This window comes from Pseudomonas sp. DTU_2021_1001937_2_SI_NGA_ILE_001 (assembly GCF_032463525.1).
Classification (GTDB): Bacteria; Pseudomonadota; Gammaproteobacteria; order Pseudomonadales; family Pseudomonadaceae; genus Aquipseudomonas.
Window position 1 is genome coordinate 5,002,432 of record NZ_CP135971.1, and the last position, 24,613, is coordinate 5,027,044.

Annotated in this window: 21 protein-coding genes and 1 pseudogene; 7 read left to right on the forward strand and 15 right to left on the reverse strand. The window is 64.2% G+C overall.

Features of this window, described 5'->3' with window-relative positions; genetic code table 11:
* Positions 1–107 precede the first annotated feature (107 nt).
* Positions 108–2,510 (reverse strand): glucose/quinate/shikimate family membrane-bound PQQ-dependent dehydrogenase, encoded by a 2,403-nt coding sequence (locus RRX38_RS21890; protein WP_315960642.1) that lies wholly within the window; start codon positions 2,508–2,510, stop codon positions 108–110.
* A gap of 365 nt (positions 2,511–2,875) precedes the next feature.
* On the opposite strand from RRX38_RS21890, the gene RRX38_RS21895 reads away from it, so the two are divergent.
* Complete coding sequence (locus RRX38_RS21895) at positions 2,876–3,103, forward strand: VF530 family protein (RefSeq protein ID WP_315960643.1); 228 nt, start codon at positions 2,876–2,878, stop codon at positions 3,101–3,103.
* A 30-nt stretch (positions 3,104–3,133) separates the two neighbouring features.
* Positions 3,134–3,789: pseudogene (locus RRX38_RS21900) on the forward strand (Pr6Pr family membrane protein).
* 21 nt (positions 3,790–3,810) lie between these two features.
* Here the strand turns inward: RRX38_RS21900 and RRX38_RS21905 are convergent.
* From RRX38_RS21905 to RRX38_RS21920, 4 genes are all read right to left on the reverse strand, one after another.
* Complete coding sequence (locus tag RRX38_RS21905; RefSeq protein WP_315960644.1) at positions 3,811–4,581, reverse strand: siderophore-interacting protein; 771 nt, start codon at positions 4,579–4,581, stop codon at positions 3,811–3,813.
* Positions 4,578–5,129, reverse strand: coding sequence for a PadR family transcriptional regulator (locus RRX38_RS21910; RefSeq protein ID WP_315960645.1), 552 nt, complete (start codon positions 5,127–5,129; stop codon positions 4,578–4,580). Before RRX38_RS21910 ends, RRX38_RS21905 begins: the two co-directional genes overlap by 4 nt.
* Positions 5,130–5,226: 97 nt before the next feature.
* Entirely contained in the window at positions 5,227–8,364 is a 3,138-nt protein-coding gene (locus RRX38_RS21915) for a transglycosylase domain-containing protein (protein ID WP_315960646.1), read from the reverse strand.
* 78 nt (positions 8,365–8,442) lie between these two features.
* Positions 8,443–9,060: a LysE family translocator gene (locus RRX38_RS21920; protein ID WP_315960647.1), complete on the reverse strand. Its 618-nt coding sequence runs from the start codon at positions 9,058–9,060 to the stop codon at positions 8,443–8,445.
* 117 nt (positions 9,061–9,177) lie between these two features.
* On the opposite strand from RRX38_RS21920, the gene RRX38_RS21925 reads away from it, so the two are divergent.
* The gene (locus RRX38_RS21925) at positions 9,178–10,107 is read left to right on the forward strand and encodes a LysR substrate-binding domain-containing protein (RefSeq protein WP_315960648.1); all 930 of its coding nucleotides are present in this window, start codon (positions 9,178–9,180) and stop codon (positions 10,105–10,107) included.
* Between the two features lie 7 nt (positions 10,108–10,114).
* On the opposite strand, the gene RRX38_RS21930 is transcribed toward RRX38_RS21925, so the two are convergent.
* The 3 genes from RRX38_RS21930 to RRX38_RS21940 all read right to left on the reverse strand — a co-directional run bounded on the left by RRX38_RS21930 (position 10,115) and on the right by RRX38_RS21940 (position 12,750).
* Positions 10,115–10,897, reverse strand: a complete 783-nt coding sequence (locus RRX38_RS21930; RefSeq protein WP_315960650.1) for a hypothetical protein — start codon at positions 10,895–10,897, stop codon at positions 10,115–10,117.
* Between the two features lie 157 nt (positions 10,898–11,054).
* Positions 11,055–12,209 carry an OpgC domain-containing protein gene (locus RRX38_RS21935; RefSeq protein WP_295471008.1) on the reverse strand — a complete coding sequence of 385 codons (1,155 nt, stop codon included), beginning with the start codon at positions 12,207–12,209 and terminating at the stop codon, positions 11,055–11,057.
* 172 nt (positions 12,210–12,381) lie between these two features.
* Entirely contained in the window at positions 12,382–12,750 is a 369-nt protein-coding gene (locus RRX38_RS21940) for a hypothetical protein (RefSeq protein ID WP_295471006.1), read from the reverse strand.
* Between the two features lie 365 nt (positions 12,751–13,115).
* Here RRX38_RS21940 and ddlA point away from each other — a divergent pair, with 365 nt between their 5' ends.
* Positions 13,116–14,207 (forward strand): D-alanine--D-alanine ligase, encoded by a 1,092-nt coding sequence (gene ddlA / locus RRX38_RS21945; RefSeq protein ID WP_315960651.1) that lies wholly within the window; start codon positions 13,116–13,118, stop codon positions 14,205–14,207.
* Positions 14,204–14,611 carry an NUDIX domain-containing protein gene (locus RRX38_RS21950; protein ID WP_315960652.1) on the forward strand — a complete coding sequence of 136 codons (408 nt, stop codon included), beginning with the start codon at positions 14,204–14,206 and terminating at the stop codon, positions 14,609–14,611. The genes ddlA and RRX38_RS21950 overlap by 4 nt, the downstream gene beginning before the upstream one ends.
* On the opposite strand, the gene metR is transcribed toward RRX38_RS21950, so the two are convergent.
* Complete coding sequence (gene metR, locus RRX38_RS21955) at positions 14,612–15,529, reverse strand: transcriptional regulator MetR (protein ID WP_295471001.1); 918 nt, start codon at positions 15,527–15,529, stop codon at positions 14,612–14,614.
* Between the two features lie 219 nt (positions 15,530–15,748).
* Here metR and RRX38_RS21960 point away from each other — a divergent pair, with 219 nt between their 5' ends.
* Positions 15,749–16,741, forward strand: a complete 993-nt coding sequence (locus tag RRX38_RS21960) for an alpha/beta fold hydrolase (protein WP_315960653.1) — start codon at positions 15,749–15,751, stop codon at positions 16,739–16,741.
* A 53-nt stretch (positions 16,742–16,794) separates the two neighbouring features.
* Entirely contained in the window at positions 16,795–17,445 is a 651-nt protein-coding gene (locus tag RRX38_RS21965) for a DsbA family oxidoreductase (RefSeq protein ID WP_315960654.1), read from the forward strand.
* A 145-nt stretch (positions 17,446–17,590) separates the two neighbouring features.
* On the opposite strand, the gene RRX38_RS21970 is transcribed toward RRX38_RS21965, so the two are convergent.
* From RRX38_RS21970 to RRX38_RS21995, 6 genes are all read right to left on the reverse strand, one after another.
* Positions 17,591–18,922, reverse strand: coding sequence for a sigma-54 dependent transcriptional regulator (locus RRX38_RS21970; RefSeq protein WP_315960655.1), 1,332 nt, complete (start codon positions 18,920–18,922; stop codon positions 17,591–17,593).
* A gap of 8 nt (positions 18,923–18,930) precedes the next feature.
* A complete protein-coding gene (locus RRX38_RS21975; protein ID WP_315960656.1) occupies positions 18,931–20,844 on the reverse strand; it encodes an ATP-binding protein in 1,914 nt (637 codons plus the stop codon).
* A gap of 114 nt (positions 20,845–20,958) precedes the next feature.
* Positions 20,959–21,693, reverse strand: a complete 735-nt coding sequence (locus RRX38_RS21980; RefSeq protein ID WP_295470991.1) for an amino acid ABC transporter ATP-binding protein — start codon at positions 21,691–21,693, stop codon at positions 20,959–20,961.
* Positions 21,690–22,358: an amino acid ABC transporter permease gene (locus RRX38_RS21985; RefSeq protein ID WP_295470989.1), complete on the reverse strand. Its 669-nt coding sequence runs from the start codon at positions 22,356–22,358 to the stop codon at positions 21,690–21,692. The genes RRX38_RS21980 and RRX38_RS21985 overlap by 4 nt, the downstream gene beginning before the upstream one ends.
* Positions 22,355–23,101 carry an amino acid ABC transporter permease gene (locus RRX38_RS21990; protein WP_295470988.1) on the reverse strand — a complete coding sequence of 249 codons (747 nt, stop codon included), beginning with the start codon at positions 23,099–23,101 and terminating at the stop codon, positions 22,355–22,357. Before RRX38_RS21990 ends, RRX38_RS21985 begins: the two co-directional genes overlap by 4 nt.
* A 169-nt stretch (positions 23,102–23,270) precedes the next feature.
* A complete protein-coding gene (locus tag RRX38_RS21995; RefSeq protein WP_315960657.1) occupies positions 23,271–24,200 on the reverse strand; it encodes a glutamate/aspartate ABC transporter substrate-binding protein in 930 nt (309 codons plus the stop codon).
* Positions 24,201–24,613 lie beyond the last annotated feature (413 nt).

Consider the following 24,613-nt stretch of genomic DNA (forward strand, 5'->3'; position numbering starts at 1 on the left):
GGCAACAGCGCCTGTTCGATCAAGGCCTCATTGCGAATCAGGTCGCTCCGACGGGGCGGCAAGCTTGCCCGCCGCCCCGTTTTCGAGGGCGGCGGGGAATGGGGTGATTACTTCGGCAGCTTGAACGCCAGCACGTAATCACCCTGGCGGGTGCCCAGCGAGCCGTGGCCGCCGGCCATGACCAGCACGTACTGCTGACCATCCTTGCCGGTGTAGGTCATCGGCGTGGTCTGCGCGCCGGCGGGCAGGCGACCTTCCCAGAGCTGCTTGCCGTTGCGCAGGTCGTAGGCGCGCAGGTACTGGTCCAGGGTGCCGCTGAGGAAACCCAGGCCACTGGCGGTGGTGATGGTGCCACCCAGGCTGGGCACGCCCATGGTCAGCGGAATCGGTACCGGCGAGCTGTCACGCACGGTGCCGTTCTTGTGCTTCCACAGCACCTTGTGGGTGGTCAGGTCCACTGCTGCCACATAGCCCCAGGCCGGTGCCTGGCAAGGCAGGCCCATCGGCGACAGCAGCGCTTCGAGAATCACCCCGTAAGGCGCGCCCTTGTTCGGCTGTACGCCCTCGGTCTCGCTCTTGCGTCCCGGCCCGGCAGCCACCTCGGCGGCAGGCACCAGCTTGGAGCGGAAGGCCATGTAGCTGGGGTTGACGAAGGCGATCTGGCGCACCGGGTCGACCGAAATACCTCCCCAGTCGAAGACCCCGAAGTTGCCAGGGTAGACGATGCTGCCCTGCAGCGAAGGCGGGGTGAACGGGCCTTCATAGCGCAGCGACTTGAAGTCGATACGGCACAGCGCCTGGTCGAATGGCGTTACACCCCACATGTCGCGCTCGCGCAGATCCGGTGGCATGAAGTTCAGCTCCGATTTGGGCTGGGTCGGCGAGGTGCGATCGCCCTCGACTGCGCCTTGCGGCACCGGCACTTCGTGGATCGGCACGATGGGCTGGCCGGTCAACCGGTCCAGCACGTAGATGCTGCCCTGCTTGGTCGAGGCCAGCACCGCCGGCTTGAGGCCGTCGGCGGTCTTCAGGTCCATCAGCGTCGGCTGCCCACCGACGTCCATGTCCCACAGGTCGTGGTGAGTGAACTGGTAGTTCCAGCGCACCTTGCCGGTGGCGATGTCCAGGGCCACCAGGCCGGCGCTGTACTTCTCCGACGCTTCGGTGCGGTTGCCGCCCCACTGGTCAGGCATCTGGTTGCCCATGGGCAGGTAGACCAGCCCCAGCTTCTCGTCGACGCTGAACATCGACCACATGTTGGGCGAGTTGCGCGTATAGGTTTCACCCGGTGCGATCGGCTCGGTCTTCTCCGGGTTGCCGCTGTCCCAGTTCCACACCAGTTGGCCGGTGCGCACGTCGTAGGCGCGGATCACGCCAGAGGGCTCGTCGGTGGAGACGTTGTCGGTCACGTGACCGCCGATGATCACCAGGTCGCGGGTCACGGCCGGTGGCGACGTGGAGTAGTAGCCACCCGGTGCGAAGCTGCCAATGTTAGTGGTCAGGTCGACCGCACCCTGGTTGCCGAAGTCGCTGCATGGCTTGCCGGTGTCGGCATCCAAGGCGATCAGGCGGGTGTCGGCGGTGGGCAGGAAAATGCGCTTGCTGCAGGCGGCGGGCGATGCCACCGGCTGTGCACCCGACGCGGATTCGGTCGCATACGCCGCCTGATCATGGTAGGCCACGCCACGGCAGGTCATGTGGGCCCAGCCCTTGAAGTCCTTGGCGCTCTGGGTGCTGATTTTCGGATCGTAGCGCCAGATTTCCTTGCCGCTGTCCGGGTCCAGGGCGATGACCTGGCTGTGTGGCGTGCACACGTAGAGCATGCCGTTGACCTTCAGCGGCGTGTTCTCTGCGGTGGTTTCGCCGGGGTCGCCAGGGCCGGGGATGTCACCGGTGCGGAAGGTCCAGGCCGGTTCCAGCTTGTGCACGTTGTCCGGGGTGATCTGCGTCAGCGGCGAATAACGGTCACCGAAGGCGGTGCGACCGTAGGACTGCCAGTCACCGTCCGGCATGGCCGGGGCGCTGCTGGTCGTGCCGGCGGTTTCGCGGTCCAGCTGGCCCTCGATACGGCCCGGATGGGTGAACTGGCTGGCCAGCGCCACCAGGCCGGCGAGCAGCACGGCGAGGGTCAGGCCGCCGCTGTGCAGCGGCGCAGGCGTACCGGCAAGCAGCGGGCGACGTACCCAGGGCAGCAGCATGACCAGGCCCAGCACGAACCACAGTGCCAGGCGTGGCACCAGTTGCCACCAGTCCAGGCCGACTTCCCAGAGCGACCACAGGGTGCTGGCGAACAGGAACAGCGCATACATCCCCAGGGCGGCACGGTGCCCTTTGAACAGCAGCAGGGCGGTCAGCGCCAGGGCGATCCCCGACACCAGGTAATAGGGCGAACCGCCCAATTGCAGCAGTTTTAGCCCAAGGCCCAGCAGCACCAGGCCCATCAGCAGCAGTAGCGCTGCAAGCAGGGTCGGTAGCAGGGGGCGTCGGCGAACAGCACCTTCAGTGCCCATAGTGCGAATCTCCATGAAGGTTAGTGAATAGCGCCTTGTTCATCGTTATTAGAGCTCAGGCGTCTTCCCTTGCGGCTCCGGGGAACCGGGCTTTCACGCCACGGCCCAGGCAGGCGGGACAAGGGGCGGCAGGCCTTCGGGCGTCCGATGGATGCGGCCTGCACACAGAGCAGACGTCACAGGTAACAAAACGTTTCCTCGACATGGCGAAACAGGACCGATGACCGCCTTGTTGACCACCGGTCGCCGCTTGGAAGGCATCGGCGCCTACACTCGCGTGAAGCGTGGCCGGGGACAGGCTCTTCCCGCTGCGCGCCGGCTCGGCTAAGGTGCGCTCCTTTTCCGGCGCTCATTCAAGGTGCGAGATGACTACCCCCTCCAAAGACCCGCTGCATGGCGTGACCCTGCAACGCATCCTCGAAGTCCTGGTAGAGCACTACCAGTGGACCGGGCTGGCCGAGCGCATCGATATCCGCTGCTTCAAGAGCGATCCGAGCATCAAGTCGAGCCTGACCTTCCTGCGCAAGACACCTTGGGCACGGGAAAAGGTCGAAGCCCTGTATATCCGTTTGCAGCGGGGTGCCTCGCGTTGAGGGCGCTGCCCCAGACGCTGAGGACACGCAATGCACAATGAACAGCGGCCGCTCGGCCTGCTACGCAGACGTTGCCTGTTGCTGGCGGCGGTCATGGGTTGGTCTGGCCTGGCGATTCAGCAGTACCTGATCTTCATCTCCCGTTGGGACGACCAGGCCAGCCTGCTGGGCGGGCTGGTGAAGTTCTTCAGCTTCTTCACGGTATTGAGCAACACTCTGGTGGCGGTGGCGCTGACCTGTGCGCTCAGCGCACACGCGGCAGCGCCGGGCACCGTTTCTTCCGTAACCCGACGGTTTGTGGTGGCATCACGGCGAGCATTGCCCTGGTGAGCATTGCCTACAACCTGTTGTTGCGCCACCTCTGGCAGCCCGAAGGCTGGCAGTGGCTGGCCGACGAACTGCTGCATGACATCATGCCAGCGGTGTTCATCGTCTACTGGTGTGTCTGCGTGCCCAAGGCGTACCTGGGCGCTCGCCATGTGCTGGCGTGGATGCTCTATCCGCTGGTGTACTTCGGCTATGTGCTGATACGCGGCAGCCTGCTGGGCGACTACGTGTATCCCTTCATCGACATCGGCAGCATTGGCGTGGCCCAGGCCTTGGTCAACGCCAGCGGTGTGCTGGCCGGCTTCGTGGGCATCGCCTTGCTGTTGCTGGCAGCCGACCGCCTGCTGAAAAGGCCCTGACCCACAGGCGTACCTGCGCGATCAGGCGGCAGGCTCTTCTTCCTGGCGCCAGTAGCCGGCAGCCTTGACGAATTCGTCGTCCAGGCCTCGCTCGTCGAGCAGTACGCGGCGTGCCTGGCGCGACAGTGTCGCTTCGGTAGCCACCCACGCGTACAGCTTGCCCGCCGGAATCTCGACCTGGCGAATGGCGTCCAGCAGGTCCTGTTCGCCCCGCACCACCCAAGTGATCGCGACCTCGGCCTGGCTGGCCAGCGCCTGGCGTTCGTTCAGATTCGCCACTTCGACAAGCACCTTCGCGGTGCGGCCTGCCGGCAGCTCTTCCAGGCGCCTTGCGATGGCCGGCAGTGCCGTTTCGTCGCCGATCAGCAGGTAGCTGTCGAAGATGTCCGGTACCACCATGGAGCCGCGCGGGCCGGCAATGTACAGGACCTGGCCAGGGGCGGCCTGAGCGGCCCAGGTGGCGGCAGGACCATCGCCGTGCAGGACGAAGTCGATGTCCAGTTCCTGGCTCTGCGGGTCGTAGCGGCGCGGCGTGTAGTCGCGCATGGCCGGGCGTGGCCCTTCGTTGCTGCTGCCCAGTTGCAGCGTGTCCAACGCGGCCTGTTCCTCCGCGTTGCGCGGGAACAGCAGCTTGACGTGGTCGTCGGCGCCCAGACTGATGAACCCGGCCAGCTCCGGGCCGTGCAGGGTGATGCGGCGCATCAGCGGGGTGAGGTCGGTGACGCGCAGCACTTCGAGCTTGCGGCGCTTGATTTCATGCATGACGCGATGGATCGATTCGGCTGAGTTCATGGCGAATTCTCCGCAGAGGAAAGGGGACCGCCGGCAATCGCCTTGGCGGTTTCATTGAGCAGGTCGCGCACGCGGATGATCTCTTCAGGCGTCCAGCGCCCGTGGTGCATCTGCAGCGCATGGCGAACGTTGTGCACGGCCTCGTGAATTTCTGCAGGCCGGTCATGGCCACGCAGGGCACGCTTGCTGACTTCGATGCGCAGCCGCACGTTTTCCATGGCCACACGTTGCTCGGCCAGCCACGCGCGCCCGGTGTCGGTCAGCGTGTAGCAGCGCTTGCCGGCGTCGGTATCTCCGTGGATCAGCTGGCTTTCTTCGAGAAAGGTCAGGGTCGGGTAGATCACCCCGGGGCTGGGACTGTACTGGCCGTCGAAGAGGGTTTCGATCTGGCGGATCAGGTCATAGCCATGGCAGGGCTGGGCGGCGATCAGGTCGAGCAGCAGCAGTTTGAGGTCGCCCGGTGCGAACACCCGTGGGCCGCGGCCGCCCCGCTCGCGGCCACCGCGTTTGTCCGCAGCTGGCCAGGCAGGGGGAAACTCTTCAGCCATCTCGTGTGCTCCGTGTTACGTTTAGATATACCTTAAGATATATCTTTACGAATTCGCAAGCACTTTATCGAGACTCATTCGCATTTTTATTGGGGCCTCAGCGCAGGGCGGCGCTGAGTACGCCATCCTTTACCGGCGGCGCGCTCGGTTTGCCGCACATGGCCTGGCCGTGTTCTTCGAGGTACGGGGTGAGGAAGGGCGCCATGCCCTTGAGCACCTGCACCGGCAGGGCCGAGGTGAATCGGAAGCCTTCGGCGGCGCGGCCCGGCACATAGGCGGTGAGGGTGCCGAAGTGGTTGTCGCCCAGGTAGAACACGAAGGTGGCGGTGCGGTTGAGGGCCCGTGACTGCAACACATGACCGCCCGAGCCAAAGCTCTGGATGCGGTTATCACCGGTACCGGTCTTGCCGCCCATCACCACCGGCGTGCCATCGTGCAGCACGAAGCTGCCCTGGATACGCCTGGCGGTGCCGCCATCAACCACTTCCGAGAGCGCCTCGCGCATGGCCCGCGCCACTTCGGGTTCCATGACGCGCTTGCCCAGTTGCGGGTTGCTGACCAGTTGGGCTTCGTAGGGTGTGCCCTCGGCGAAGTGCAGGTTGTCGATACGCACGGTCGGCAGGCGAATGCCGTCGTTCTGGATGATGCCGATCAGCTCGGCCAGCGCGGCCGGGCGATCGCCGGAACTGCCCAGCGCCGTAGCCAGGGAGGGCACCAGGTGGTCGAAGGGATAGCCCAGGCGCTGCCAGCGCTGTTCGATGTCGAGGAATGCCTCGACTTCCATCATGGTTCGAATGCGGCTGTCGCGGGCGCTCTTGTGCCGGCTCTTGAATAGCCAGCTGTACACCTCCTGGCGTTCGTAGGTACTGTCCGCCACGGCATCGCCGAACTGCGCCTGCGGGTGCTTCAGCAGGTAGCCCACCAGCCACAGGTCCAGGGGATGGACACGCGCGATGTAGCCCTGGTCTGGCAGGTCGTAGGCGCCGGGGCCGTAGCTGCGATACATCTCGACCAGGCGCTTGTCGCTCACCTTGGCGCGTTCGCTGTCCGGCAGGTGGGCGCGGACGAAACTGTCGAAGGTGGCCTGGTCGGCGGCCGGCAGCAGGTAACGGTGCACCGCCGCCAGCCGCGAGGCCATGGGCCTTACCCCGTCGAGGAAGGTGTCCAGACGCTCCTGGCTGTTCTTATCCTTGTAGCGCTTCCAGAAGCGCAGCAGGAACACCCGGCCTTCACGGTCGGCGAACTGGCTCAGGTATTCCTGGCGGCGTGGGTCCTTGTCGTCCTTGAGCAGCTCGGCGCTGTTGCCCGGCGCCTGGTAGGTGCTGTAGCGCACCACGTCGCGCATCAGGCGCACGAATGGCAGGTTGATCGACTCGCGCAGCGATTCACGCAGGGTCGGCAGGCGGCCGTTGTCTTCGCGGCGGAAGTTGTTGAAGCGGTGCAGGCCGCCACCGGTGAAGAAGGCTTCGCCGGGGCTGGCCGAGTAGCGACGGTCCAGCGCCGCAGAGAGCATCTGCGACAGGTCGCGGTCTGGTGTGCGTACCAGGTAGTCCAGCGCCCAGCGGGTCAGCAGGTCGGGTTCCTCCACCGGCACCTTGCGCAGCTGCGCCACGCTCATGCCGGCGTAGCGCTGATGCAGCTCGGCGATGATTTCCAGGTAAGTGGTCAGTACGCGCAGCTTGGCGGTGGAGCCCAGTTCCAGCTTGCTGCCCTCGTTGATGTCGAACGGCTGGTCGGTGCTGTCGGTCTGGATCCTGACCCGAAAGCCATCCGCGCTGCGTTCGAACAGGGTGAAGCTGTAGCGCACCTCGCCGGTGCTCGCCGGGGTCAGCAGGCGGTCGCCGATCAGCCCCAGGCTGGCGGCGAATTTCGGGTTGGCCAGGTCGCGCAGGTACTGGGTGACCTTGTCCTGAAGCTCGCCATGCAGGGTGGTGCTGGCGGAAAGATCCAGGCGGTCGAGGTCGTACAGCGGCCGGTCGAGCATGTTCGACAGGCGTGTGCGCACCACGTTGATGCCCTTGTTGCCTTCCATGGGCTGCCAGGTCGGTTGCTGGTCCCAGTCGCGGTAAGTCACCTGGGCGGCCAGGGCGGCATCGGCCAGGCGGCGGTCGATGACACCGGCATCGGCCAGTACGCGAATATGGCTGTCGGTGAGTTCGGCCAGTTCAGCGCGTCCCTTGGCCAGATAGTACGAAGGGCGGCGTTGGGCGATCACCAGCGACAGCACTTCGCGCAGCGCCACGGCTTTGGAGGCCAGCGCCTTGGTGGTATCGGCCGGGTCGCGCAGGCGCTGGTTGGTGGTCTCGAAGTCGGCGCCGAACCATACCCTCAGGCCTTCGGCCAGGCCGTGTACCTCGCCATGACCGGGCACGGCGGAAAGCGGCACGCTGTTGAGGTAATCGCGCACCACGTGCTGGCGGGCATCGAGGGTCTGTTCGCCCTGCTGATAGGCACGCACGCTGGCCGAGAACATCTGCCGCAGCTTTTCGCCGCCATTCAAGGTCAGGCCGTCGGGGGAGTGGCGATACTTCTCCAGCTGCGTGGCCAGCGTGCTGCCGCCGGCCGACTGGCCGGGCAGGGCCAGCAGCTTGGCGACCTGCGACCAGGCTGCCTTGACGAAGCGCGGCCAGTCCACGGCCGGGTTGGCCAAAGGTTGCTGCGGATCGAGCAGGTTGCGGTTCTCGATGAACAGCAGGCTGTGCACCACCAGCGGTGGGATGTCGTTGAAGCTCTGGTACAGCTGTTGCGGATAATCGAAGCGGTACAAGGGCTGTGCACGGCAGTCGGTGATGGTCAGGCCGGCCTGGATCTTCTCCTCGTAAGGCACGAAGAAACCGTGCTCGGTGTAGCGCATCAGCTCGGGAGAGAAGCGTGCCTGTGCGCTGATGAGGTAGTCGCGCTTGAGCAGGCGCTCCAGGAATCGGTCCATTGCCGAATAACCCAGGCGCCTGTCGAAGGGACCGTCGCCGGGGTAGATTTTCTGGTCGGTGGGGCCTGGCTGCAGCGACCAGGTGAGCGTCGAAGCAAAGCGACTGATTTCTCGGGCCTGCAGACGCGAGCTGCGGGTTTCCTGCACGATGGCGACGCCCAGCGCCACGCCCCCCATGATCGCCAGTACCCAGAATACTCGCCAGCCGTAACGCTTGCGGCGCGGGGCAGGTTGCACGCGAGTCTCTTGTTCAGGTGCGGTGTCGGTCTCTTTCGGACCGGTATCGGAATGCCGTAATACGCCCATGATCGACTGGCCCCGGCCTTTTCAAACGCACTTGTCACAAGCTTAGACGCTGGTTCAGAGCGGTGGAGGAAATTGTCTTCAGCGCCACACCGCGCTCAGGTTGTAGGCCAGGCCGACCATCGCAATCAGCAGCAGGGCCGTGGCCGAGCCCAGCCTGACCAGGCGCCCGGCGCCGCGCCGGGTCAGTTGGACGGCAAGCAGGATCCAGGCGCTGAGCACCGCCAGGTCGAGGACCACCCAGATCAGCACCAGCAGCAACAGGCTGCTTTCCAGGCGGCTGGTGACCTGCAGGAATTGCGGAAAAAAGGCGAGGAAAAACACGATGTCCTTGGGGTTGGCGATGCCGGTCAGAAAGCCTTGCAGCCAGCCTCCCTGGCTATTGATCGAAGCAGGCTCGGCGTGGTCGCTACCCCTCGCCCCGCGCAGGGTTCCCAGCCCCAGCCAGGCCATGAACAGGCAGCCCAGCACGCTCAGCCCATTGAGCAGGCGCGCGTCCAGCGCGGCGCTGCTGACGATGATCCAGGCGGCGGCGCCGATCAGCACCAGTGAAGCGAGGTTGGTACCCAGCAAGGTGGTCATGGCGCGCCGGGTGCCGCTCTGGCTGGCGGTGTGGGTTACCAGAGCCACCACCGGGCCGGGCGTGGCGATCAGCAATAGCACAGTCAGTGTGTAGCTCAGGATCAAGGCAGTATTCACGGCGCGTCATTCATTCAACGGGAAGAGGTGAGGTGCGAATTTTCGAGGCCCGGCGCCGCGTTGTAAAACGCGTTGGCTTCTGACCTACTATGAGTTCAACTCATGATGGATGCCTTTATGACCGAACGGATTCCAGCGCTTTATGCCCTGCGCGCTTTCGAAATCGCCGCCCGCCACGGGTCGTTCAGCAAGGCGGCACAGGAACTGTCGGTGACCCAGAGTGCGGTGAGTCACCATGTGCGCAACCTGGAGTCGCTGTTCGATTGCGAGCTGTTCGAGCGTCACGGCCCGCGCCTGCGTCTGACCGAGCAGGGGCGCATGCTGGCCGAGCCTCTAAAGACCGGTTTCAAACTCATCGACGATGCCTGCACGCTGCTGCGCAGTGACCGTCAGCGCCTGCGCCTCAAGGCGCCCTCGACCCTGACCATGCGCTGGCTGCTCAGGGCCCTGGATCGCTTTCGGCAGGCCGGGCAGAGCTGCGAAGTGCAGCTGTCCAGCGTGTGGATGGATGTCGACACCGTGGACTTCTATACCGAGCCCTACGACTGCGCGATCCTCCTGAGTGATGGGCATTACCCGGCGGACGTCGAGCGCTGCCGGCTGTTCGAGGAATGGCTGGTGCCGGTGTGTCATCCCGATTACCTGCCAGACCCGGAGCCTGAGCTTGCCGTGCTCGGGCGCCTGGAGCTGCTGCACGCGACCCGCGACCGTCGTGACTGGCAGCGCTGGCTGGCCCGCGTGGGCAGCGGCAGGCACGTCGACCTGCGCCGCGGGCAACTGTTCGATACCCTCGACCAAGGCATCAGCGCCGCCGCCCAGGGGCTGGGTATTTCAGTGGTCGACCTGTTTCTGGCCGGTAGCGAGATCAGCAATGGGCAATTGCGCCTGCCGTTCAGGCAGGCCGTGGCCACAGGACAGGGCTATGACCTGGTGTGGCTCAAGTCCAGCCCGAAGGCCCGGCAGATGCGCGTACTGCGCGATTATCTGCTGGCGCAACTGCCGGCGTGTCCGGATGGGGTGCTGGAGTGGTTGCCGCTTCGAGCGTGACCGGCGCTCAGGCCTGAAGGTCGATTTGGGTGCCGCGCGGTTCCTGTGGGTCCTCCCGTGGTTCGGCATGGCGCATGACCTGCCAGGCCCAGGTGTCCATGAAGTTGCCAATCGTGTTGCGCGTGAAGATCTGCCCGTAGTCGATGATCCGGTGGTAGTTGCTCAGGTCTATCTGGTAACCGCCAGCGAATTTCTCGGTCAGGTGATCGACCAGTTCCAGCACCGTACGCGCGTGCTCGCGAACCGCCTGCTGCAGCGACTCCAGGGCGTTCAGTTTTTCGCTCAGGTAGCTCATTTCGGCGGGTGTCAGCACGCCGTCCGGGTCGGTGACCTGGATACGCTGATCAGGGCCAAGGGTGAAGCCAAAGTGCTTGTTGGCAAGCTCTGGGTTGAGAAAGGGCAACTGCTGGCGAAACTCGTAAGAAACTTCGTAAGCCCGATGCACGGCTTGGTTGGAGCGTTCGATGACCTTGTTCAGATAGGACGCCCGGCTCGTCTCATCGGCACTGCCAAACCACCGCTGGTCCTGCGCAACGACACTGGAGGCATCACGCCAAGGGGCCTCCTGGCGTTGGTAGAAGGTGTGCGAAGTCCGAGCGGGTTGTTGGTGTGCGCTCAAGGTCGGCGGCAGCACACGGGGAAAGGAGCTGCCCGGCCAGGCATCGATCAACGATAGCGCCGGTGGCTGTGGCGCCTCATCGAATGACGCTTCTGCCTGCGGCACTCGTTGAGGGCCGGGCTGAGGCGCTGGAATGATGGACTGTAAGGTGTTCGGGGCAGTGATCTGCATGGCGTTGTTCTCGTTGCTATTTGCCATGTTGACGGCAAATGCCCGGGGAACTTGGCCTGAACACTCTGTAGGCGTTTTCCTGGAAATGGCGGAGTGTGAACCGGTCGTGGTCGATGCGCGCTGGCGAGGTCGGCCCGGACTGGCCAGCGCACATGAATCAATCCGACACGGTGCGCAACTTCTCGGCCTTTTGCGCCACCTTGCCGCTGTCCAGGCGTTTATTGAATTCCAGCCCGTTGGCCAGCAGCACCATCAGGGCCAGGCCAATCAGCGCGGTGCAGACCTGCATCGGCCAGGTGTCGCCAGCCAGGGCGTTGGCGGCATCGGCCATGGGCGCCAGCAGCACGCCAAGGCAGAAGACTTCCAGAGAGTGGCGGCCCAACAGGCAGGTCTGCCGGGCCAGCCCGTTGTTCAGCCAGGCTGCCTCGCGTGGCAGCAGCCGGGCGACCACATAGACCAGCGCGAGGAAGTGCAACAGGCGCACGGGCGCCAGGTCGGTCTTGCTGATCGGGTAGAGGTGTTCCAGCTGCAGGCTGGCGACGACGGCGCTATGTACGGCCGGCCATTTCTCGCTGAAGGTCAGCACCCCTGCGATCACCAGGTAAACCGAGGCCAGGGCGAACAGTGGCTGCTGGCTCAGCGGGCGCGGGTCGGGCTGGCGCGGGCGCTGGTTGTACAGCGCCAGGGCGCCGCCCAGCACGAACACCAGTTGCCAGGCCACCGGGTTGAAGTACCACACGCCGCCGCCTTCGTAGGCGCGCAGGTTCCAGCCGTACAGCGGCACCATCATGTACAGCGCCACCGACAGCAGCACCGCCAGCTCGATGCGCCGCAACATCAGCGGCAGGTACAGCGGCAGCGCCAGCAACAGCAGAATGTACAGCGGTAGCGGGTCGGTGAGGTTGGGCTTGAAGCGCAGCAGCAACTCATCGGCCAGGGCCTGCTGCGGGTTGCCGACGAAGTGCTGCAGGCCCATCTGCTGGATCATGTCACGGGTGTCGACATGTTCGTTGGCGATGAACACCATGCCCATCAGCAGGGTCAGCAGGAAGATGTGCACCACATACAGCACCCAGGTACGGCGCAGGATGCGCAGACTCGACACCAGCCAGCCGTCGCGAGCGTGGATGCGCCCGTAGGCGAGGATCGAGGCGTAGCCGGCGAGGAACACGAAGATCTCGGCAGCATCGCTGAAGCCGAAGTTGCGCACGGTCAGTTGCGCCAGCGGGTTGTCCGGCACGTGATCCCAGAAAATGAAGATCAGCGCCAGGCCGCGAAAGAAGTCGATACGGTGATCGCGTCCGTTAGTCATAACGGTGGGCTCTTGCAAAAGTCGGTGATTAAGAAGACAGGCGAGCGAGGGCCTTGGTTGCCTACCGTCAGTCAGGGTTGTTGGGGGCACGGGAGGGTCGCCGGATTCTACGCAAAAAGCAAAAGCGCGCTATTGCAGAATGTCTCAGAAACAGGCGTACCAGAGCCTCGGCTCAGCGCTCCATCACCCAGGGCTTGATGTGACGGATGCGTTCGGCCATGGCGTAGACATCCTCACGGCCTTGCAGGCTGGTCCAGCGCAGGTGTTCGATCAGTGCCTGCTCCTTGGGGTTCAATGCAACGAAGCCCAGTTCGTCTGCCTTGCGCATGAACGGCTCGTCGGGGGCCGTCGGCCTGCTGGCGGCGATCACCTCCTGCAGCGCGCTTTGCAACATCGAGACATAACCCACCAGCATCGACGGGTTGCACAGCACATCGGTCTTGTTCACGTAGCTGTCCAGCAACCGCAAGGAGTCGCGGGCTTCGATCAGGCGGACATAGGCGTGCTGGGGGAGTTCATAGCGGGTACTGGTATCGGACATGGGGAATCCTGCAGGGGAGGAGTATCGTGTACCGCAGGCACTGGCACGGACACCCCTGAGGCGGGTCAGGATCAGCCGGGCGGCGGTCTCACTCGATGCCTCTCGCGCGCCGTTCCGTCGGTCGTGGAGCTGTTTGGCAAAGTGGGCCAAACCTTAGCGACAACCGGGTTTTCTATCAACACCGTTCGGTCTGGGCGCGCTTGATGGCACGCAGCGCTTTCAATGCTCCGGTGGTCTGCCAGCCTTCGGCGACCGACCGTCCGGCATCTTTTTCAAGGCTTTTGCCGACTGCGACGGTCGGACCTCTGGACTCCCCCCGGCATTGCTTTTATCTTCGCGGCCTGAAAAATCAGGAGTACCGCGCTTTGAAAACATCAGTCGCCATCATGTTCGGCGGGCAGTCCAGCGAGCATGAAGTGTCCTTGCAGTCGGCACGCAATGTCATCAAGGCCATCGACCGTACCCGCTACGACCTGACACTGATCGGCATCGACAAGCAGGGCCACTGGCTGCGCTTCGAAGAGAGCGATTACCTGGTCAATGCGCAGGACCCGGCAAAGATTGCGCTGAGCCAGGCGGGGCGCCAGCTGGCCTTGCTGCCAGGCAGCGATGCGGCGCAGTTCTTCGAAGTGGAGTCGGGCCAGCGCCTGCCGCGCATCGATGTGGTATTTCCCTTGATCCACGGTGCCTTTGGTGAAGACGGCGCCCTGCAGGGCCTGCTGCGCATGCTGGCGATTCCCTGCGTCGGTCCTGACGTGCTGGCCTCTGCGGCGTGCATGGACAAGGACGTGACCAAGCGCCTGCTGCGTGATGCTGGCATCAATGTGGCGCCATTCCTGGTGGTGGAGCGCGGTGAGTCTCTGGACTTCGCCACCGCCTCGGCGCAACTGGGCGTACCGATGTTCGTCAAGCCGGCCAGTCAGGGCTCTTCGGTGGGCGTCAGCAAGGTGGTCGACTCGGCGGGTTTCCAGGCGGCGCTGGCGCTGGCCTTCGAATACGACCACAAGGTGCTGGTCGAGCAGGGCATGGTCGGGCGCGAGGTGGAGTGCGCGGTGCTCGGCAATCGCCAGCCGGAAGTCAGCGTATGCGGCGAAGTGGTCGCCAATGACGAGTTCTACGCCTACGACACCAAGTACCTCAACGACGGCCAGGCGCGGACCGACATCCCTGCGCAGTTGCCTGAGCAACTGGCGGGCCAGGTGCGTGAGGTGGCCTTGCAGGCCTATCGCGTGCTCGGTTGCGCGGGCTTGTCGCGGGTCGACTTCTTCGTCACCGATGAAGGCGGCATCGCCATCAACGAGGTCAACACCATTCCCGGTTTCACGTCCATCAGCATGTACCCCAAGCTGTGGCAGGCCAGCGGCCTGACCTACGCCGGGCTGATCGACCGCCTGATCGACCTGGCCCAGGAGCGCGGTGAAGAAGCGCGCCTGCTGAAACGGGAGATCAGCCTGTGAAGATCATCGATATCGCCGCTGCGCTGCTGGTGGGTGAAGACGGCAAGACCCTGCTGGTGCGCAAGCGCGGCACTCGGGCCTTCATGCAGCCCGGCGGCAAGATCGAGCCGGGCGAGCCGGCGGTGCAGGCGTTGGTCCGCGAACTGGAAGAAGAACTGGCGTTGCGCGTCGACCCCGCGCAGGCAGCTTTCATCGGCGAATTCTCGGCCCCGGCGGCCAATGAGCCGGGGTTCAGCGTGCGTTGCCAGCTGTTTCGTGTCGAGTGTCGGGCGCCGGTAACGCCCGCCGCCGAGATCGAGGAAGCGCTCTGGGTCGATGCCCAGGCTTGTGCGGCCCTGGACCTGGCCCCGCTGACCCGCGACCTGATTCTCCCGGCTTACTGGCCAACGCTGCAGCCGGCCTGATCAGCGCACCGCGCTGACGCCGTCGAGGGTCGAGAACGAAGTGTCCTTGGCGGTCAGCAGGAAGTCGCGCATGTAGGGCGCATCGAGCATGTCGGTGCGCACTGCCGCATACAGGGTGGCGAACAGGCCCTTCTCGCCCAGCCGCTTGGCGCGCACATAGCCCCGCGAGCTGTATTCGTGCAGCGCCCAGTGCGGCAGACCGCACACACCACGGCCGCTGGCGACCAACTGCATCATCATCACTGTCAGTTCCGAGGTGCGCACTTGGGCCGGCTCGACGTCGGCGGGCTCCAGGAAGCGGGTGAAGATGTCCAGGCGGTCGCGTTCCACGGGGTAGGTGATCAGCGTTTCGTTGAGCAGGTCTTCCGGCACGATGTACGGCCGGTTGGCCAGCGCATGCTGGTTGGCCACCGCCAGCATGGCTTCATAGGTGAACAACGGCACGTAGGTGAGGCCAGCCAGTTCCAGCGGGTCGGAGGTTACCACCAGGTCGAGGTCGCCACGTGCCAGGGCGGGCAGGGGAGCGAAGGAGAACCCCGACGACAGGTCCAGTTCCACCTCTGGCCAGGCATCGCGGAACTGGTCGATGGTCGGCATCAGCCACTGGAAGCAGCTGTGGCATTCGATGGCCATGTGCAGCCGGCCGGCCGTGCCACCGGCCAGGCGCGCCAGGTCACGTTCGGCGCTGCGCAGTTGCGGCAATACCGAGTCGGCCAGTTGCAGCAGGCGCAGCCCCGCGCTGGTGAACCGCACCGGCTTGGTCTTGCGCACGAACAGCGCCATGCCCAGGCGCTCTTCCAGCTCCTTGAACTGGTGCGACAGCGCCGACTGGGTCAGGTGCAGGCGCTCGGCGGCCTCTACCAGGCTGTCAGCCTCGCGCAGCGCATGCAGGGTCTTGAGGTGGCGGATTTCCAGCACGGTGACGCTCCGTGAAATAAATTCGTATGAAAAGGTAAAGTTCGTGAGTTTCTCTCATGTTCCTGCGTCTGTCGAGTGCCTGCCGACCCGCCCTTGGGCAATCACGTGAATGCCATTCGTCCTGGGTCATCAAACTGTCACCTGAATGTGGCAGCGCGACCGGGAAAACATCATCAGACTGGCGGCCAACTGGGGATCTGTTTTTCGGTGTTTCTTCCAATGCGCGTGTTCTTTTTTCTGGCCGCCCTGCTTTGCGGCCTGCCCTCTTTTGCTGCCGCGAAATGCAATGTCGATGTGCCTGTGCAGACGGCCACACTCAAGGACGTGCGTATCGCCTACCAGAGCATCGGCGAGCCGAGCGACCCGGCGCTGCTGCTGGTCATGGGCCTGGGTGGGCAGTTGATCCACTGGCCTGACGAAGTGGTGGTGGCGCTTTGCGAACAAGGTTTTCGGGTGATCCGCTACGACAACCGCGATGTCGGCCTGTCCACCTGGGTAAGGCCGGTCTCCGAAGTGAACCTGGGCTTCGAGGTGCTGCGCTTCAAGCTGGGTCTGCCGGTGTCGGCGCCTTACTCGCTGAGCGACATGGCCGATGACGCGCTGGGGCTGATGGACCATCTGCAGGTGCGCCGTTTTCATGTGCTGGGTGCCAGCATGGGCGGCATGATCGCCCAGCACCTGGCCGACCAGGCCCCGCAGCGGGTCGAGAGCCTGACCCTGGTGATGAGCAGCTCCGGTGCCGAAGGGCTGCCGATGCCCAAGGCTGCCTTGCTGCAACTGCTGGCCCGGCGCAGCGCGCCGAATCGCGAGGCCGCGCTGGAGCAGCAGGCCGACCTGCTCGCTGCCTTGGGCAGCCCACAGGTGAAGGACGATCGCAGCAAGCTCCTGCAGCAGGCGGCCATCGCCTACGACCGCGCGTTCAATCCGGAAGGCGTCAAGCGTCAGATCGCCGCGATTCTCGCCGAGCCCAGCCGCGTGGCCTTGCTCGACCGCCTGCGCGTGCCGACCCTGGTGGTGCATGGCACCGCCGACCCCTTGTTGCCGGTGATGCATGGCGTGCACCTGGCCGCGCACATTCGTGGCAGCCAGCTGCGGTTGATCCCCGGTTTCGCGCACCGCTTCCAGGAGGCGTTCAAGGCGCCATTGCTGGCCGCCGTGCTGCCTTACCTGCGCGCTCAGCATGATGATGTACGCAACATGGCGCAGCTTTGACGGCGTACCGGGTGTATGGTGGTCGTCTCGTTCCTGCCACGCGGTGCTTTGCGATGAGCCAAACCCTGAAGATCGACTTCGTTTCCGACGTTTCCTGCCCCTGGTGCGTGATCGGCCTGCGCGCGCTTGAACAGGCCTTGGCAGAACTGGGCAGCGAGGTGCATGCACAGCTGCATTTCCAGCCCTTCGAACTCAACCCGCGCATGGCTGCCGAAGGGCAGGACATCAAGGAGCACATCGCCGAGAAATACGGCTCTACCCCGGCGCAGATCGAGGCCATTCACCAGACCATTCGCAGCCGCGGCGCCGAGCTGGGCTTCGATTTCGCCCAGGGCGAGCGGCGCATCTACAACACCTTCGATGCGCATCGCCTGCTGCACTGGGCCGAGCTGGAAGGCCGCCAGCATGCCTTGAAGAACCTGCTGTTCCAGGCTTACTTCAGCGATCTGAGAAACCCATCGGATATCGACACCCTAGCGGAACTGGCCGAGCGTGCCGGCCTGGATCGCCATCGTGCCGAGCAAATCCTGGCGTCTGACGAGTTCGCCGCTGAGGTGCGCGAGGCTGAACAGCTCTGGGTTGGCCGTGGGGTCAGTTCGGTGCCGACCATCGTGTTCAATGACCAGTACGGCATCAGCGGCGGGCAACCGGTAGAGGTGTTCGTCGACGCGATACGCCAGATTCTCGCCAAGAGCCCGGGCTGAGTGAGCCACCGGCAGTTGCCGGTTTTCTCATCGGAGGCAGCGGCTTCAACCGCGAACAGGCCGGCACACAGCACGCGAGCCACGGTGAGCGGGAGTCAGCCTCACGGCTGACGCCGCTAGCCGACCTGCCAGACCCTCAGCAGGGTCAAAGGCCGTATTTCTTGACCTTGTCGAACAGCGTGGTCTTGGCCATGCCCAGTTCCTGGCTGGCCTGGCTGAGGTTGCCGCCACTGTGCTGCAGGGCTTCGCTGAGCAGGTTCTTCTCGAACGCTTCCACCGCCTCGGAGAAGCTCAGGCGCGGGCTTTCCGCTCCACCCGCAGCGCTGTGCTTGAAGGCCGGCAGGCCCAGGGCATAACGCTCGGCGACGTTGCGCAGCTCGCGCACGTTGCCCGGCCAGTCATGGCCCATCAGGCTCGACAGGGTCTGGCGGTCGATCTCCCGCGGCTCGCGGTCGAAGCGCAGGGCCGAGAGCTGCAGGAAATGCTCGAACAGTTGCAGGATGTCTTCGCGGCGTTCGCGCAGCGGCGGCAGTTCCAGGGTCACCACGTTGAGGCGGTAGTACAGGTCGCTGCGAAACTGCCCGGCCTTGCTCGATTCGTTGAGGTCGAACTTGGTAGCGGCGATCACCCGGCAATCCACCTCGACGTTCTGGTTCGAACCCAGGCGCTCCAGGGTGCGTTCCTGCAGGACGCGCAGCAGCTTGATCTGCAGCGGAATCGGCATGCTTTCCACTTCATCGAGAAACAGCGTGCCCTTGTGCGCGTGTTCGATCTTGCCGATGCGCCGTTTGCCGGCACCGGTGAAGGCATTGGCTTCGTGGCCGAAGATTTCCGACTCGAACAGGCTTTCTGCCAGGCCACCGCAGTTCAGCGCCACGAACTGCTGCTCGCGGCGCCGGCTGAAGTCGTGCAGGCAGCGGGCGACCAGTTCCTTGCCGGTGCCGGTTTCGCCTTCGATCAGCACGTTGGCTGAGGTGTCGGCAACGTTGGCGATCAGCTCGCGCAGATTCTGCATGGCCGGCGAACGACCGATGATCTTGCCCTCCAGGCTGTCGCGCTCGGCCAATTGCCGACGCAGTGCCCAGACTTCCCGGGCCAGGCCGCGCTGTTCCAGGGCGCGGCGGGTGACATCGACCAGGCGTTCCGGGGAAAAGGGCTTCTCCATGAAGTCGTAGGCGCCATTGCGCATGGCGTTGACCGCCATGGAGATATCGCCGTGCCCGGTGATCAGCACCACCGGCAGGCTGGGGTCGATGGCTTTGAGACGGCCCAGCAGTTCCAGGCCGTCGATGCCCGGCAGGCGGATATCGCTGATGACGATGCCGGCGAACTGCTCACCGACCCGCGCCAGCGCTTCTTCGGCGCTGCCGACGCCTTCGCTGGCGATATCTTCCAGCGCCAGCGCCTGTTGGCAGCCGAGCAACACATGAGGGTCGTCCTCGACGATCAGTACTGTCAGGTCATGGTTGATGTTCATGGCAGCTCTCATGTGGGGGCTTCGGTGCGAGGTTCGGGGGCGGTGCCGGCGATCACCGGCAGGCTGAGGATGAACACCGTGCCGTTGTCCGGGTGCTCGGCGCTCAAGCTGCCGCCAGCGGCGGCGGCCAGGCTGGCCGACAGGGTCAGGCCCAGCCCCAGGCCCTGTTCGCCCGGCTTGGTGGTGAAGAAGGGTTCGAACAGATGCTTGCGCGCTTCGCTGTCGATGCCGTGGCCGTTGTCGCGCACGCACAGGCGGTAGCGCTCGTCGAGCACCTGGCCTTCCAGCCACAGTTCGGGCAGTGGCTGCGCCTGGGTCGCGTCCAGGGCGTTGCCGATCAGGTTGACGAGAATCTGCTCCAGGCGGGTCTGGTCGATGCCCAGGGTCGCGTCGACGAAGTTGCTGTGCAGGGCCAGGGAATGATTTTCCAGGCGCCCGGCCAGCAGTTGCAGGGCGGCCTCCACGGCCTTGCTCAACTGCGCCTGGCCCTTGTCTTCGCCACGCCGGGCAAAGGCGCGCAGGCTGGCGGTGATGCGCCCCATGCGGTCGACCAGGTCGTTGATGGTGCGCAGGTTGGTGCTGGCGGTGTCCAGCGCGCCGCGTTCCAGGAAACGCACGGTATTGCCCGACAGGGTGCGCAGGGCCGCCAGGGGCTGGTTGAGTTCGTGGGCGATGCTGGTGGACATCTGCCCGATGGCCGCCAGCTTGCCAGCCTGCACCAGTTCGTCCTGGGCCTTGCGCAGGGTTTCCTCGGCCTGACGGCGCTCGCGGATCTGCGCCTTGAGACGCTCGTTGCTGGCGCGCAGGTGGTCGGTACGCTCGGCGATCTTGCGCTCCAGCTCATCGTTGGCGGCCTGCAACGCCTCACGGGCGGCGAGGCGGGTGGCGATCACCTTGCGCCGCTCGTTCCAGGCGATCAGCAGGAAGGTCACCAGAGCGCAGGCCACCGCCACCAGCATGCCCTGGTTGGCCGCCTCGCGGCGCAGGTCTTCCAGCGGCGTGAGCAGGGTCAGGTGCCAGGGCGTGTCGGCCAGTTGGCGGTTCTGTGCCAGGTAGCTGACCTGGGTGTGTTCCTGGTCGACACTGGCATTGGCCGGGAAAGTCAGCTCCTCGACGCCTTCGGTCAGGGTGTGACGCTCCAGCGGCACCAGCTCGTTGAGCGGCCACCAGTAGTACTGCAGGCTGCGCGCCAGGCGCTCCTTGAGCCCCTCGTTGAGCGGGCGTACCGATTTGAGCCGGCGGGTCGGGTCGCTGGACAGGATGATGATGCCGTTCTCATCGCTGACGAAGGCCTCCAGGCGTGCCCGCTGCCAGCGTTCTTCGAGGGTTTCCAGGCGTACCTTGACCACTGCCACGCCGATGATGCGGCCCTTGTCTTCCAGACCGTGGGCCAGGTAATAGCCAGACTCGCCGGTGGTGGTGCCGATGCCGTAGAAGCGCCCTGGCTGGCCACGGATGGCGTCCTGGAAGTAGGCGCGGAACGACAGGTCTTCGCCCTGGTAGCTGTCGCTGTCGCGCCAGTTGCTGGTGGCCAGCACCCGGCCGGTGGTGTCCAGCACGTAGATGGCCCGGCTGCGGCTGCGGCGGTTCAGGCCTTCCAGGTAGCCGTTGACCTGGTTCTGCAGTTCAGGGGACGGCTCCCTGAGTAACTCGCTAACGCTGTCCTCCAGTTCGAGGATGCTCGGCAGGTAGGTGTACTTGCTGATTTCGCTTTCGACGGTGCGCGCATGCAGTTCCAGCTGGCGGGCACCGCTTTCGCTGAGGGTCTGGATGCCGTAGTGCTCACTGACCCGGTAGGCGGCATAGCCCAAAACGATGACCAGGATGAGGATCAGCGGCGGCAGGAACAGTTGACGGATCAGACGGGGCTTCACGATGAGTGATGGTGGTGCGGCGCGAGGAAGAGGGGAGTCGCATTTCATCACAGTCGTCCCGGAGCGGCCAGCGGCCCGTGGGGCGGGCCGTGGGTTCAGCGTTTTGCAGGTGCAGGCAGGTTGGCCCGGCAGCGCCGATCAGCGGTGCTGCCGGGCCACCTGTCAGTGTTGAAGGATCTTGGCCAGGAACTGCTGAGCGCGGTCGGAGCGGGCCGACACGTCACCGAAGAACTCTTCCTTGGCGCAGTCCTCGATGATCTGCCCCTTGTCCATGAAGATCACCCGGTTGGCGACCTTGCGGGCGAAGCCCATCTCGTGGGTCACGCACATCATGGTCATGCCTTCGTGGGCCAGCTGCACCATCACGTCGAGCACTTCGTTGACCATTTCCGGGTCCAGCGCCGAGGTCGGTTCGTCGAACAGCATGACGATCGGGTCCATGGCCAGCGCACGGGCGATCGCCACACGCTGCTGCTGGCCGCCGGAAAGCTGGCCTGGGTACTTGTGTGCATGCGCCGACAGGCCGACGCGATCGAGCAGTTTAAGGCCCTTCTCGGTGGCTTCTTCCTTGCTGCGGCCCAGTACCTTGATCTGGGCGATGGTCAGGTTCTCGACGATCGACAGATGCGGGAACAGCTCGAAGTGCTGGAACACCATGCCGACCCGCGAGCGCAGCTTGGGCAGGTTGGTCTTGGGGTCGGCGATGGAAGTGCCGTCGACGATGATGTCGCCTTTCTGGAACGGCTCCAGGGCATTGACGCACTTGATCAGCGTCGATTTGCCGGAACCGGACGGGCCGCATACCACCACCACTTCACCCTTGCTGACCTCGGTGCTGCAATCGGTCAGTACCTGGAAGTCCCCATACCACTTGTTGACATTCTTGATGGTGATCATACGGCGAACCTTTTCTGCAGGAGCTTGACCAGGCGCGAGGCGGCGAAGCTGATGATGAAGTACACGACACCGGCGAAGACCAGGAACTCGTTGGCACGGCCGATGATGTCGCCGCTGGCGCGGGCGGAGTTGAGGAAATCGACCAGGCCCACGGTGTAGACCAGCGAGGTGTCCTGGAACAGGATGATGCTCTGCTGCAGCAGCAGCGGGGTCATCTTGCGGAAGGCCTGGGGCAGGATGATCAGGCGCATCATCTGGCCGTAGGTCATGCCCAGCGCTTTGGCAGCGCCCATCTGGCCTTTGGAGATCGACTGCACGCCGGCACGCACGATCTCGCAGAAGTACGCCGCCTCGAACATCATGAAGGCCACGACGCAGGAGGTGAACGCGCCCACCGGGGTGTCTTCGCCGGTGATCCAGCGCAGCACGAAGGGCACCGCCAGGTAGAACCAGGTGATGACCAGCAGCAGCGGGATGGAGCGGAAGTAGTTGACGTAGGCGCCAGCGAGATTCGACAGCAGCTTGCTGGACGACAGGCGCATCAGCGCCAGCACGGTGCCCAGGGCGATACCGCCGATCACGCCCATGACCATCAGCTGAAGGGTCATGAGCATGCCGTTCCACAACGCGGGAAGGGCAGGGATGATTCCGGTGAAGTCCATCATTTACCCCCTACGGAAATCAGGCCGGGCACGGCGACTTTCTTCTCGATCAGGCGCATGAGCAGCATCAGGCTCATGTTCAAGGTGAAGTAGATCAGCGTCGCCAGGGTGAAGGCTTCGAACAGGTTGGCCGAGAATTCGGCGGTCTGTTTGGTCTGGGCCAGCAGCTCCATAAGGCCGATCAGCGAGGCCACCGAGGAGTTCTTGAACACGTTCAGGAATTCGGAGGTCAGCGGCGGAATGATGATGCGGTAGGCTTGTGGCAGCAGCACGTTCCAGTAGATTTGCGGCAGGCTGAAACCCATGGCCCGGGCTGCCGATTCCTGACCGCGCGGCAAGGCTTCGATACCGGTGCGTACCTGTTCGCAGACCCGCGCGGCGGTGAACAGGCCGAGGCAGATCACCACGCTGATGAACGCCGAAGTCGTCGGGTTGAGATCTTGCTTGTACCACTCCTGCAGGCCCTCGGGCAGCAGGTCCGGTACCAGGAAGTACCAGATGAACAGTTGCACCAGCAGCGGCACGTTGCGGAACAGTTCCACATAGGCCGTGGCGATGCCCGATACCAGGCGGTTCGGTACGGTGCGCATGATGCCGAGGATCGAACCCAGCACCAGTGCGATGATCCAGGCGGCGAGGGCAATGGCGATGGTCCAGCCCAGGCCGGAGACGTACCAGTCGATGTAGGTCTCGTCACCGACGCCAGTGGACTTGAAGAACACGCCCCAGTCCCAGTTGTAATTCATCAGGGTCTCCCCCTCTTGTTCTATATCGACCGAAATGCACGCATGCGCATCGCTCGAATCCGTTCAGGCTCGTGTGTACGTCAAAGCCACCATTGGCTCCGCCAGGGGCTTGCTGCTGCGTGTGTTTGGAGATCCCGGGCAGCACGGCCACCCGGGTAACAGCGGCCGATCAGCCCTTGGCTTTCTCAGGGGCTGGCTTGTCGTTAGGCTCGGCGATCAGCTTCTTCAGTTCGTCGCTCATCGGGAATTGCAGGTTCAGGCCCTTCGGCGGGATGGGTTGCTGGAACCACTTGTCGTAGATCTTGTTGATCTCGCCCGACTTGTACACCGCGACGATGGCGTCATCGACGGCCTTCTTGAAGGCCGGGTCGTCCTTGCGAACCATGCAGCCGTAGATCTCGTAGGACTGTGGCGTACCGGTCACCACCCAGTCGGTAGGCTTCTTGGCCTTGGCCATTTCGCCAGCGAGCAGGGCGTCGTCCATCATGAAGGCGACCGCACGACCCGACTCCAGCATCTGGAAGGATTCGCCGTGGTCCTTGGCCGAAATGATGTTCATGCCCATCTGCTTCTCGGCGTTCATGGCCTTGAGGATGCGCTCGGAGGTGGTACCGGCGGTGGTCACCACGTTCTTGCCTTTCAGGTCTTCGAAGTCCTTGTAGGCCGGTTGACCGTCCTTGACCTTGGTCAGCAGGCGGGTGCCGATTTCGAAGATGCCGACCGAGAAGTCGACCTGCTGGGCGCGCTCGGCGTTGTTGGTGGTCGAACCGCACTCCAGGTCGACCGTGCCGTTCTGTACCAGCGGGATACGGGTCTGCGAAGTCACCAGGTTGTAGCGAACGTTGAGGTTCGGAACGTCCAGCTGCTTCTTCAGCGCTTCGACGACGGCAATCTGCAGGTCGTGAGAGTAGCCCACTGGCTTGCCGGAAGCGTCTGCGATGTAGGAGAACGGAATGGACGCGTCGCGGTGACCGAGGGTGATGGTGCCTGAATCCTTGATCTTCTTCAGTGTGCCGGTCAGTTCGGCGGCGGAGACTGGAGTGCTGAGCAGAGCGGCAGCAGCAACGGCTGCGCCCAACAACTGGGGAACGATACGCATCGATGAATCCTCGACTTCATTTTTTATTCGGATGGCCGAGCTGTGGTCTGGCCACATCTCAACGAATGCTCCAACGGCGCTAGCTAGACACATGCCTTGATGTTGAAGCGGTCGACGATGAGTGTAGAGCATGACTCGTGCCAGACTGGGTTCATTGATTATCTTATTGATTTATAAGGTTTTATTTTTTTCTGTTCGGCTTTCTGGCGGCATTTCTCGTCCGGGAAACCGAATCGGTGGGGCAGCTGCGTTCGGAAATCCGAATGGTGGGGAGTGCTGGAAGGGAGGGGATGCAGGTGGAGTCGGCGCTAGCCGCAATACTGTTCGCTTAAGCGGGATGTGGCCCGGTGGGGGCGGCTTTAGCCGCGAAAGCGCCAGGAAGCTCACCGCATCTGTCGTGAACGGGCGGTCGC